The organism is Granulicella aggregans (assembly GCF_025685565.1).
Lineage (GTDB): Bacteria > Acidobacteriota > Terriglobia > Terriglobales > Acidobacteriaceae > Edaphobacter > Edaphobacter aggregans_B.
Genome location: NZ_JAGSYE010000003.1, coordinates 774,619 through 785,669, shown reverse-complemented (window position 1 = coordinate 785,669; position 11,051 = coordinate 774,619). Strand labels below are relative to the sequence as shown.

Genomic DNA, 11,051 nt, shown 5'->3' with positions numbered 1-11,051 from the left:
GCGATGCAACAATAGAGAGCATGATCAGTTCGCCCATTCCCGAAGCTCTAACCTTCGATGACGTCCTCCTCGTCCCTGCCTATAGCGATATCGTTCCGACGCAGGTCAGCACCAGCACCCAGCTCACCAAGAAGATCACCCTCTATACGCCGCTGATGTCGGCAGCAATGGACACCGTCACCGAGTCGCGCCTCGCCATCGCCATGGCGCAGCAGGGTGGCCTCGGCGTCGTCCATCGCAATCTCTCGATCGAGCAGCAGGCCGGCGAGATCGACAAGGTGAAGCGCTCGGAGAGCGGGATGATCGTCGACCCTGTGACCATCTCCCCGGATGAGACCATCGCCGCCGCGCTCGAGATGATGCGCCGGTTTAAGATCTCCGGCGTGCCCGTCACCAAGGACAGAAAGCTCGTTGGCATCCTCACCAACCGTGACCTGCGCTTCGTCTCGCGTACTGACCTCACCATCGACTCCGTGATGACGAAGAAGAACCTCATCACGGTGCCGGTCGGCACTACGCTCGAAGAGGCCGAGCACATCCTCCACCAGCATCGCGTCGAAAAGCTGCTGGTAGTGAACGACGAGTACGAGCTTAAGGGCCTGATCACCGTAAAAGACATCCAGAAGAAGCTGAAGTATCCGAACGCTGCGAAAGATGCGCAGGGCCGCCTCCGCGTAGCCGGAGCCATCGGAGCAACTGGCGACTATCTTGAGCGTGCCGCCGAGCTCGTCGCCGCCCGCGTCGATGCGCTGGCCATCGACTCCGCCCACGGCCACTCCTCGCGCGTGCTCGAAGCCGTCGCCGAAGTGAAGAAGGCCTTCCCGGATGTCGATCTCCTGGCTGGCAACGTAGCGACGTATGAAGGTGCCATGGCGTTGATCGACGCTGGAGCCGACGCCATCAAGGTCGGTATCGGCCCAGGATCGATCTGCACCACGCGCATGGTCACCGGCGCTGGCATGCCGCAGATCACTGCCATCTCCGAGGCCTATCGCGCGGCCAGCCAGCGCGGAATCGCCGTCATCGCCGACGGCGGCATCAAGTACTCCGGCGACGTCACCAAGGCCATCGCCGCCGGCGCGAGCGTCTGCATGATGGGCTCACTCTTCGCCGGTGTCGACGAAAGCCCGGGCGAGACGATCCTCTACCAGGGCCGGTCGTTCAAGGCGTATCGCGGCATGGGTAGTCTCAGCGCCATGGCGCAGGGCTCGGGCGAGCGCTACTTCCAGGGCAAGGAAGACATGAACGAAATCTCCAGCGGCGAGCGTCCATCTCTTACAGCGCGCGAGGGAAGCACCCAGAATCGCCTCGCGAAGTTCGTTCCCGAAGGCATCGAAGGCCGCGTGCCCCATCGCGGACCGCTCGAAGCGATGGTCTATCAACTCGTGGGCGGCTTGCGTTCGGGCATGGGCTATCTCGGCTGCGCCACCATCGAAGAGCTGCAGAAGAATGCGAAGTTCATCCGCATCTCCGGCGCGGGCCTGCGCGAAAGCCACGTCCACGACGTCATCATCACCCGCGAAGCGCCGAACTATCACGTTGAGTAGCCACGGTGACGGACAGGTCGAGAGCTGTAGCGCATCGACCTGCCCGTCCGAAAGATGATCTGGCTATCCCAGCGATAAGGAGCAGATGCCGACAGTTTTTGTGCAGCGTCCCACGGCGGAGTCACTCGAGCGCATCGGGGCCGTGCGGCGCTTCCTCAAGATATGGACCCCGGCGCTCGTCGGCGTAGCCATCATCGCAACCGAGTCCACCCCGACCTTCTCTTCGGCGAACACCAGCCACTGGCTGCGGCCCATCGTCGAGAGTTTGGTCGGCCACATAAGCACGCCCACGTGGGAAGAGTTCCATCACCTGATGCGTAAGACCGGGCACTTCAGCTTCTATGGCCTGTTGTGCGTGCTCTTCGTGCGCGGCTGGCTGCTTACCTTCGCGCGCGATTCTTCGCTGCGAACGACGGCGTGGCGCTGGAGATCGTGGGCGGCGGGAATGCTCTCGGTGTTTCTCGTAGCCAGCGCCGATGAGCTACACCAGAGCTTCCTGCCGTCGCGAACGGGCCTGTTCTCCGACGTTTTACTGGATACCAGCGGAGGACTGGTTCTTAGCGCAGTCGTGATGGGCATCGGCTGGTGGATCCGCCGGTCGCGCGTTTCGGTTGTTGTAGCAGTTTGATGCTCTAAAGGCCTGGCTGACCCGTCTTCTCCAGCACCATGGCATCGAACCGATGCGTGGTGACGAAGCCAAGTCCCTCGTACAGGCGAACAGCCGGCTCGTTCTTGGTGGTCACGGTGAGGGTCATGGCCTCGAATCCAGCATGCGTCAGGTGCTGCATCGCGTGGATAAGAAGAGCGCGCGCAAGCCCCTGGCCGCGAAGCGTCGGCGAGATGCAAAGCTGCGTGATGTGCGCCACCCTGGGAGCGACGCGCGAGGCCAGCACCAGCCCAAGCAGCTGCCCGTTTGCTGGGTCGATCAGCATCCACGAGGCAGCCGGGTCGAAGACGCCGCAGCCCGGGAAGCGGACGATGTTGTGCAGGAAGCGAAGCGAGCCATGCAGCGAACGGTACTGGTCGTTGATGATCGAATCAACGTGCGGAGCGTAGGTGTAACAGAGGTGGATCAGCTCTGCCGCCGCCTGGTAATACGTCCCCGTCCACTGCCGGAAGAGCAGCCCTCCGGGCAGAGGCCGCGCCGGCGAACCAGACCGTAGCGAGATCAGGGCAGGTGAGGGATACCTCAGATCGCACTCCATAAACAGCCGCTGATAGATCGAGAATCCTTGAGCCCTGAAGACAGTCGAAGTCGCGCCTTCGTCATAGAGCAACAGTTGCGACTCGATGCGCGAGATGTTCGGCGCGTGCATCAGCACCTCGAGCAGATGCATCAGCAGCATCCGTGTCATCTCGAGAGCGGAGTTACCCGCCGAGCCAACAGCATAAGCGTCGCCGACGACCGCCTTTTGCCCTTCGTACACGCAGAAGGTGAAGCCGCAGATCTTGCCGCGATCGAGCGCCACGAACCCGGGCAGCACGCGCGAGTCCAGATACTGCAGCAGCAGTTCCGTGGAACTGCGATAGTCCCAGCGCAGCCGGTGTTCCCAGGTCACCGCCTCGTGCTCCAGAAGCGGACGCAACTGCTTGCCCGTGAAGTGGCGGATGTCGAGGACCTCAAGCTGCGGAACGGTAAGCATCTAGCGCTGCGCCTCCATCAACCCGCACTGCTTCCCGCCACCCGAGAGAGACGGTAGCGTGGAGCGATCCACAAAGCAGTGGCGTGGCGTCATCATTGCCGGGCGAGCACCTTGTAGACCTCGAAACCCTGTGCGTCGTAGAGGAAGAGCGGCGTGTACACGCGCCCGGTAAGCCATCGGGCCAGATCGTCCGTATCATTCGCGCGGACTACCAGCAGATGCTCGCCATCAGGAACGCCATCGTGGTCGTAGTGGACCAGCCGCTCGTTGCGGTAGAAGGCGAGACCGTAGTCCATGTCTCGTTTGATGCCAAGCACGGCGACAGTCTTCTCAGTGGGTGCCTGCGCCGCGATCTCCTGGGCCAGCGGACGGGCGGAGTAGTTCAGGTCAAGCTCGCGTCCATGGAAGCCCAGCAGGAAGATCATCATCGCCAGCACCGGCACAAGAGAGACCTTGCAGAGTTGCTGCGTTCCCCAGCGGCGGGCGACGAAGACCACCATCGCGATCGTGAACGCAGCGCTGACTCCTGCGACCGCGAGCCAGAACTTCGGCGGCACCAGCGTGTCGTACTTCATGTGCTGCGGAGCGAGCAGCAAAACGAAGACCAGCACCGCGCAGCAGATGGCGTGCGACCACAGCAGCCACGCGCTCATGCCGCGCTGGCGGATGCGGTAGAGGTAATCACCGGTAAGGATTGTCAGCGGCGGAATCGAAGGCAGGATATAGCCGGGCAGCTTCGATCCGGAAAATGAGAAGAACAGGATCGGGAAGATGGCCCAGAGCACGAGGAACTCCGGGAAGGCGTCGCCGGCGCGCCCGTGGCCCAGATAACGCATCGGCTTGCGGCGCGCTGCCCACTCGGCGACCGAGACCTCGATGCCATCGAACAGGGCGCGAATTCCAAGGATCGTCCACGGCATCAGCGCGATGAAGAGGACGGCAAGGTAGTACCAGAATGGCTGGTGATGCATGTACCGGTTGGTGGCAAACCGTTCCAGATTGTGTTCCAGGAAGAACTGCCGGTAGAACGTCGGGTTACTGTGTTGCACGGCGATGTACCAGGGCAGAACCATCACCAGGTAGAGCACGATGCCCGGCCACCAGATGGTTCGCCGCAGCACCGCCCACTCTTTTCGCAGGCCCAGGAAGAGGCAGATGATGACGAGCGCGAGAAAAGGAGCGACCGGACCTTTCGCCAGCGTCGCCGCGGCGCCAAAAAAGTAGAGGTCGAAGAGCCAGAACTTTTTCCCGGTCTCATACCAGGCATACCACCCCAGCATCCCGATGCAGAAGGGAGCTGCAAGCTGCATGTCGGTAGACGCTCCCCGCGCAAAGGCAGCGATGCCGAGGCAGGAAGCGGTGATCAACGCGGCATCGAGATGGCCGCCAGGCCGGAAGCGCCGGAGATGCAGAAAGACTAACGCAATCAGGAACGCCGCGCCGGACGAAGACGGCAGCCGCGCCGACCAGTCTGAGACGCCAAACTCCTTGAAGAAGCTCATCGCCCGCCAGTAATAGAGCGCGGGCTTCTCCAGCCAGGGCTGACCATACAGCAAGGGAGTGACGCTTCCGCCCTGCAGACAGTGCAGGGAATTGGCCAGGTCATCAAGTTTGAGGCTGTGCGGGATGATGCGGGCGTGGACCTCGTGGCAGGCGTCGGAGTGGGCCTGCAGCATCTCCCTCGCTACCTGCGCATAGCGCGGCTCGTCTGCGCCTACCAGCCCCAACTGGTCGCCCCCGAAGAACGGCACCAGGCCATAGAGCAGCATGAACGCCGTGACCGCCAGCAGGATGGCCGCCTCCCACAGCGACGTCAACGAGAGTCGATCGAACACCCCGTGTTCGATCATGGGAGCGGCCGGGCTGTTCGGATTGCCGGGTACGGATTGTTGGGTTTCGCTCACGGTTCGATTTCTGAGACGGCAGGGGCTAAGCGCAAGTTCCAGTGGTACAGGTGTTTCGATTGTTCCTTGTGTTCCTCAAGCAAACGCCCCGCTCCGGTGTTGGCCTTATTCGTGACTGCGCAAGCGATGCAAGGCCTACGGGAGGCCAAACAACTTGACGCTATCACAATCGAGGCCCGGGCACGGCCTTTGCAGGATCGCGACGACAGGTAACGCGCCCCGTTCAAGTCTTTAATGTTCTGGCAAGTAACGAACCCTGCTCGTGGACTGATTCGGACAGGTATCCTGCGAAGCTCTCCATAAGCTGACCCAGGAGCGCATCAATCGCCGACGGCATCGGTCCCGGCAACGTGCATCCGCTTGCGTTCCTATGACCGCCGCCATGGAACGCCTCCGCGACGAGCGCGACGTTGAACTCCCCTTTGCTGCGGATGCTCGCCCGGATCAGGCCGTCGACCTGCTCACGCAGAAAGAAAGCGGCCTCGATGCCCTCGATGGCAATGAGGTTCCCGACGATCCCCTCGCACTCCTCTGGAGTCGCTCCGACGGAATCCAGATCCGCGAGCGTGACCCAACTCCATGCCAGGCCGCCTCGAATCTCCAGCCGGTCGAGCGCCCTACCCAGTAAACGCACCTTACTCAGCGGGCTAGCGAAGTAGAGATCGCGAGCGATCTTCCCCGGGTTCGCGCCGCGAAGCGAGAGGTCATGGGCGATGGCGAAGCTCTCCGGTGTGGTGTTCGGATACGTGAAGGCGCCGGTATCGGAGAGCAGCGCGGCGTAGAGGCAGGTTGCCATGGAGGGCGTGATCTCGACCCCCGCTGCGACCGCGATGCGATAGACCATGACTGCGACCGCGCTCGCCAGCGGATCGATCCAGTTGATCGCGCCGAACTCTCGTCCGCTGACGTGGTGGTCGATGTTGATCAGCGTCCGCCCTTCGAGGCCCTTGAGGCCTGTCCGCTCGATCCCGTCGCACTCCAGCAAAATGGCTGGAGCACCGGGAGCGCCGGTGACCACGCCGGTGAACTTGATTCGGTCGAGCCCAGGAAGCGACCGGTAGATCGCTGGCGCGGAGTCGGCCAGCACCAGGTTAGTGGTGCATCCCAGCTGTCCAAGAATCTCGCCCATCGCCAGTACTGAACCGATGGCGTCTCCGTCGGGCCGCGCGTGCGAAACGACGATGAAGTGAGGATGTTCGCGGAAAAAAGTCAGAAGCTCTCGAATGGAAGCATCAGGAACAGGGATTGCGGCAACAACCTCTTTGAGGAGGGCGTCGGAGAGCTCCAGCGGATCTGAGAGCGGATGCAGGCTTGAAGTCTCAATCATGAGGGAATCGCCGGCTCCGAAGCAGGTGCGGTTGCCTCGCGCTTCTTGTCACGCTTTCTCATCCGGCCCAGCAGCTCGTCCATCCGGCCGGTCATCTTTTCAGACCGGTCGATGGCGAATGTTATGTCGGGTACATGACGCACGCCCATTCGCTCGCGCAGAGAAGAGCGAATAAACATGCGCGCGGTCATCAGCGCGGCCAGCGTCTCTTCTTCCTCAGCCTCCGTGCCTTGTACCGCGATGAAGACCCTGGCAGACTTGCCGCCGGGGGCGAGGACGACGTCGGTGACATGGCATGGCGCAATGCGAGGGTCGGAGAGTTCGCCCTCCAGCATAGCTCCAATCTCGTCGGAGAAGGTGCTTGTAACTCGGTTTCGGTGGTAGGTTCGTGCGCGTTGCTCAGGCATGTGTCTTTATCGATGGTAAATGTTTGTCTCTGGCGTTACGAGGGCTATCAGTGAGCCATGTAGTCTATTGGCCGCATTCGGGGTGAGGATAACGCTCCGCTCCGCCCCGAGAAGTCGTTGGCCGCAGGTTAACTCGCCTAATCGAGGATCTCGGCGTAGATCTCTAAGACCACGGCGCCCAGGTTGGTGGAGTAGCTGTAGACAGCTCGTTCGACCTCCTCGCACTGTCCGGTAAGGTAGCTGGTGGAGGCGGAGATCGCCGCAATCCCAAGCGTCGCCCGGTTCCAAACCAGTCCTTCATCGAGCTCTGCCACCGAGATATTGAAGCTGTGCCGCAGCTTGTCCTTGATCGACCGCACCGCGTGGCGGCGCTCTTTCAGAGAATGAGCTCCGGGAATCTCAAGTTCGACGGTAATGGCGGCGATAGGCATAAATGGGAACGACGATAGCTCTGTGGTGTTCGAACGCTGCGCAGGTAAAGAGAAACGGCTTTAGAATCAGATGCGATGACCATGCCAGCCAGCTCAGGAAAGAGCAAGATACAGGATGCGAGGCGCAACACCCTTACGGGCTTATTGCTGGTAGCGATCCTGGTCGTGATTGTAAACACCTGGGTGGCCTTCCGCTCCGTGAGCGTTCTGGTGGAGAACGAGAAGTGGGTCCAGCACACCCTGCAGGTGATCAACCAGGTAGAGCTCATCATGAGCGCGGCCAAAGATGCCGAGACTGGCAGCCGTGGATTTTTGATCACGGGCGATGACGCCTACCTCGCCCCCTATTCGGATGCTATCAAGGAGCTTCCAGGCGATCTAAACACCTTTCAGGCCCTGACCGCCGACAATGCCTCCCAAGAGGCGCGCATTGTGGAGATGCGCGCTGTCCTGGAGCAGCGCCTGAGCCTGCTGGCTCAGGGTATCCAGAGACGCAGAGAGGGCAGTCCGGAGGACGAGGTTCGCCTCATGGTGCTCACTGGCACGGGAAAGGCGGAGATGGATCACGTCCGCCGAATCGCGGACGAGATGGAGGCCGAAGAGAAGAGGCTTCTCACGCTCCGCGAGGATGCGGCCCGCCGCAGCAGCTTGAGGGCTCGCGCCACCATCGGACTGGCGAGTGCGCTGGATCTAGTGTTGCTCATCATGATCTTCCGTCACCTGGGGAGGGAGCGCACCTTGCGTCTGGAGACCGAGCATGTCGCCGCTGAACTAGCGATCAGCCGCGAAGCGCTGGAGGCGAAGTCGAGCGAACTTCAGTCGCTCAATCGTGAGCTTGAAGAGCGCGTCCGGATCAGGACAGCGGAGCTCGAGACGACCAACCGCGAGCTGGAGGCCTTCAGCTATTCCGTCTCGCATGACCTGCGCGCTCCCTTGAGGACCATCGACGGCTTCAGCCTGGCCCTCGAAGAGGACTACACCGAAGCCGTCGACGCGACCGGAAGGGACTATATTCGCCGGGTGCGTGCCGGGGTGCAGCGGATGGGGCAGTTGATCGATGCCCTGCTGCAGCTCTCCCGCATCACTCGCGCCGACCTTGTCCGTGAGGAGTTCGATATGGCCGCCCTCGCGCGATCTGTCATCGCTGACATGCAGATAGGGACCAGCAAGGCCGGCAGCGGAGAGATGGGGGCCCTGGCGACTTCCGTCAACTTCGTCGTGACCGACGGTCCTCTTACAAACGGCGATCCCAGGCTGATCCGGGTTGCGCTGGAGAACCTTCTGGGCAATGCGGTGAAGTTCTCGTCGAAGGTTGCCGATCCGGTCGTGCAATTCGGCTGGGACGATGCGGCGTCGGCCTGGTTTGTGCGCGATAACGGTGCGGGCTTCGACATGTTCTATGCAGACCGGCTCTTTACCGCCTTCAACCGCCTGCATGGCGACAAAGACTTCAAAGGATCCGGCATCGGCCTGGCTACCGTCGCCAGAGTGATTGGGCGGCACCACGGTCGAATTTGGGCCGACAGTGTCATCGGCAGCGGTGCGACCTTCTGGTTTACGTTAGGATGATGTCTATGGCAGACGCGGGACGCTTAATTCTGCTCGTGGAAGATGACCCCGATCACGAGTTGCTGACAATACGGGCCTTGAAGAAGTCGAACATTGCCAACGACATCCGAGTCGCGCGCGATGGCGAAGAGGCGATCAACATGCTCTTTGGGGCGGACGCCATCAAGCCTCAGGTGATCCTCCTCGACCTCAAGCTGCCCAAGGTTGAAGGCCTCGAGGTGCTGCGAAGGATCCGCGAGAGCGACCTCACGCGGATGCTGCCCGTGGTCGTGCTTACCTCGTCCGACGAAGAGCGCGACCTCGTCCGTAGCTACCAGCTCGGTGTGAACAGCTATATTCGCAAGCCGGTAAACTTCACGGACTTCGCTGAAGCCACGCGTCAGTTGGGGATGTACTGGCTCGTACTCAACGAAGCTCCTCCCCTAAGCTAGAATCGAGTCCGTGACGACCGAGGACCCGGCCTACGAAGTGATGTCAGGGTCAGCCAACCAATTGGCTTCGGGCCGGAGGATTGCATTGCCCGGAGATCTGCCGCTAAAAAAACTCGACGTGTTGCTGATTGAGGACAACGCCGACGACGCCCTTTTGCTGGAGCGTCATCTTCGTCGCCATGGACTAGATCCGCATATCGTCCGTGTAGAGACCGCGCCAGAGATGAAGCGCGCCCTGGCGGAGCGGACCGCCGGTGACCTCTCCTCGATCGTCCTGGCGGACTATAACCTGCCCACCTTCAGCGGTCCCGAGGCGTTGAAGATCCTTCGATCCAGCGGCCTCGATCTTCCCTTTATCATGCTCTCGGGCGCGGTCTCCGAAGAGGCGGCGGTGGAATCCATGCGCGCGGGCGCCCAGGACTACGTGACCAAGCAGAACCTTACCCGGCTCGTTCCCGCCATTGAGCGCGAACTGAAGGAAGCCGACGCGCGCCGCAACCGCGTCGCCGCTGAACTCGCGCTTCGGGCGGCCGAGGCGCGTTTCCACAGACTGGTGGAGGCTATGCCTCTTGGGCTGCTCATCAGCGACGCCGCGGGCCGCGTCGTCTATGCCAATCGGGCCGTAGAGCGTCTCCTCGGCTACAAGGCGGTGGTCCCATCGTCCTCGCCAACGCCGGACGGGGGCCTGACTCTCGATGCGATCTGTCCCACTCTCCCATCCACCCCCGAAGTTGTCGATGGCTCCGCTCCTGCAGCACCTTTTGAGGCCGTATGCGTCACCGCCGCTGGAGAGAAGGTTGACGTCCTGGTGGGCGTCGCCGTCCTCAATCCCGGAGACCCATCGGAAGACCGGCAACTGGCCGCCTTCCTCGCCGACCTGACTCTCCAGAAGAAGAGCGAAGAGGTGCTGCGGCAGACCGAGAAGCTGGCCATCGCCGGACGCCTTGCGGCTTCCATCGCTCACGAGATCAACAACCCACTCGAGGCCATCACGAACTGCCTCTATCTGATCGAGCAGGGACAGATGGAACCGGATTCGCGCGAGTACCTGGAGATGGCGCAGCGGGAGCTAGACCTGGTCTCGAAGATCACCATGCAGACCCTGCGCTTCTACCGGCGATCTAGCCGGCCGATGAAGACCGATCTTCGCGACCTGGTCGAGTCCGTTCTCGACCTTCTGGATCGCAGATTAAAGCAGCAGGAGATTAGAATTCAGCGACGCTTCCGCGACATCCCGCTGGTGCTTGCGCACGAGGGCGAGATCCGGCAGGTGCTCGCGAACCTCGTCGGCAACGCGATCGACGCTCTGCCCGAGGGTGGCACTTTGGAGCTTCGCACCTCTCCGGGCTATGACTGGGTGCATGGCGCTCCCGGGGTCCGTGTCACTGTAGCCGACAATGGCACGGGCATGGACCACGCCGTTCTGGCCCGCATCTTCGAAGCGTTCTACTCCACCAAGGGCATCACGGGTACAGGCCTCGGACTTTGGATCTCCCGCGACATTGTGGAGAAGCACAAGGGAAGGCTGGATGTATGGAGCCGCCCGCGTATTGGCGATACGCCTGGCGGGACTGTGTTCACGCTCTTTCTCCCTGTCGAAAGCGGCGAGAGCGCGGCCTGGTAGTCAAGCGCCGGCCGCGGCGGCAGATGCTACCCTGTTGCTAAATCACCAACCAGTACGCACCCTGAATGAGCACTGAAATCCCTGAGCGGAGTCTTCAGCTTGAAGGAATCCCCCGACTTGTTAGCGGGCCAGTCAACAGACCATTCCCTGCGAAAGGAACTTGGTCTC

General features: G+C 61.7%; 10 protein-coding genes. 5 read left to right on the top strand and 5 right to left on the bottom strand.

Features of this window, described 5'->3' with window-relative positions:
- Window positions 1-20: 20 nt before the first annotated feature.
- Together guaB and OHL18_RS18530 are read left to right on the top strand one after the other, a co-directional pair.
- Window positions 21-1,547 (top strand): IMP dehydrogenase, encoded by a 1,527-nt coding sequence (gene guaB, locus OHL18_RS18535; protein ID WP_263376360.1) that lies wholly within the window; start codon window positions 21-23, stop codon window positions 1,545-1,547.
- 85 nt (window positions 1,548-1,632) lie between these two features.
- On the top strand, window positions 1,633-2,175 hold the full coding sequence (locus tag OHL18_RS18530) for a VanZ family protein (RefSeq protein ID WP_263376359.1): 543 nt from the start codon (window positions 1,633-1,635) through the stop codon (window positions 2,173-2,175).
- A 4-nt stretch (window positions 2,176-2,179) separates the two neighbouring features.
- Here OHL18_RS18530 and OHL18_RS18525 read toward each other — a convergent pair whose 3' ends face one another.
- From OHL18_RS18525 to OHL18_RS18505, 5 genes are all read right to left on the bottom strand, one after another.
- Complete coding sequence (locus OHL18_RS18525) at window positions 2,180-3,190, bottom strand: GNAT family N-acetyltransferase (RefSeq protein WP_184213572.1); 1,011 nt, start codon at window positions 3,188-3,190, stop codon at window positions 2,180-2,182.
- Between the two features lie 92 nt (window positions 3,191-3,282).
- A complete protein-coding gene (locus OHL18_RS18520; protein ID WP_396274899.1) occupies window positions 3,283-4,959 on the bottom strand; it encodes an ArnT family glycosyltransferase in 1,677 nt (558 codons plus the stop codon).
- A 358-nt stretch (window positions 4,960-5,317) separates the two neighbouring features.
- The gene (locus OHL18_RS18515; RefSeq protein ID WP_263376357.1) at window positions 5,318-6,421 is read right to left on the bottom strand and encodes a DHH family phosphoesterase; all 1,104 of its coding nucleotides are present in this window, start codon (window positions 6,419-6,421) and stop codon (window positions 5,318-5,320) included.
- Window positions 6,418-6,828 carry a 30S ribosome-binding factor RbfA gene (rbfA, locus tag OHL18_RS18510; RefSeq protein ID WP_263376356.1) on the bottom strand — a complete coding sequence of 137 codons (411 nt, stop codon included), beginning with the start codon at window positions 6,826-6,828 and terminating at the stop codon, window positions 6,418-6,420. Before rbfA ends, OHL18_RS18515 begins: the two co-directional genes overlap by 4 nt.
- Window positions 6,829-6,965: 137 nt before the next feature.
- Window positions 6,966-7,259: a DUF503 domain-containing protein gene (locus tag OHL18_RS18505; protein ID WP_263376355.1), complete on the bottom strand. Its 294-nt coding sequence runs from the start codon at window positions 7,257-7,259 to the stop codon at window positions 6,966-6,968.
- An 81-nt stretch (window positions 7,260-7,340) separates the two neighbouring features.
- Between OHL18_RS18505 and OHL18_RS18500 the strand changes: the two genes are divergently transcribed.
- The 3 genes from OHL18_RS18500 to OHL18_RS18490 are packed head-to-tail and all read left to right on the top strand — an operon-like array spanning window position 7,341 to window position 10,883.
- Window positions 7,341-8,828 carry a sensor histidine kinase gene (locus tag OHL18_RS18500; RefSeq protein ID WP_263376354.1) on the top strand — a complete coding sequence of 496 codons (1,488 nt, stop codon included), beginning with the start codon at window positions 7,341-7,343 and terminating at the stop codon, window positions 8,826-8,828.
- A 5-nt stretch (window positions 8,829-8,833) separates the two neighbouring features.
- Entirely contained in the window at window positions 8,834-9,259 is a 426-nt protein-coding gene (locus OHL18_RS18495) for a response regulator (protein WP_263376353.1), read from the top strand.
- 10 nt (window positions 9,260-9,269) lie between these two features.
- Window positions 9,270-10,883 carry a hybrid sensor histidine kinase/response regulator gene (locus tag OHL18_RS18490; protein ID WP_263376352.1) on the top strand — a complete coding sequence of 538 codons (1,614 nt, stop codon included), beginning with the start codon at window positions 9,270-9,272 and terminating at the stop codon, window positions 10,881-10,883.
- Window positions 10,884-11,051 lie beyond the last annotated feature (168 nt).

Bases quoted from the DNA above. Each gene is read 5' to 3' on its own strand.
- OHL18_RS18530 (WP_263376359.1), top strand. From the start codon at position 1,633: ATGCCGACAGTTTTTGTGCAGCGTCCCACGGCGGAGTCACTCGAGCGC.
- rbfA (WP_263376356.1), bottom strand. From the start codon at position 6,828: ATGCCTGAGCAACGCGCACGAACCTACCACCGAAACCGAGTTACAAGC.
- OHL18_RS18495 (WP_263376353.1), top strand. From the start codon at position 8,834: ATGGCAGACGCGGGACGCTTAATTCTGCTCGTGGAAGATGACCCCGAT.
- OHL18_RS18505 (WP_263376355.1), bottom strand. From the start codon at position 7,259: ATGCCTATCGCCGCCATTACCGTCGAACTTGAGATTCCCGGAGCTCAT.
- OHL18_RS18515 (WP_263376357.1), bottom strand. From the start codon at position 6,421: ATGATTGAGACTTCAAGCCTGCATCCGCTCTCAGATCCGCTGGAGCTC.
- OHL18_RS18500 (WP_263376354.1), top strand. From the start codon at position 7,341: ATGCCAGCCAGCTCAGGAAAGAGCAAGATACAGGATGCGAGGCGCAAC.
- OHL18_RS18520 (WP_396274899.1), bottom strand. From the start codon at position 4,959: ATGCTGCTCTATGGCCTGGTGCCGTTCTTCGGGGGCGACCAGTTGGGG.
- OHL18_RS18525 (WP_184213572.1), bottom strand. From the start codon at position 3,190: ATGCTTACCGTTCCGCAGCTTGAGGTCCTCGACATCCGCCACTTCACG.
- guaB (WP_263376360.1), top strand. From the start codon at position 21: ATGATCAGTTCGCCCATTCCCGAAGCTCTAACCTTCGATGACGTCCTC.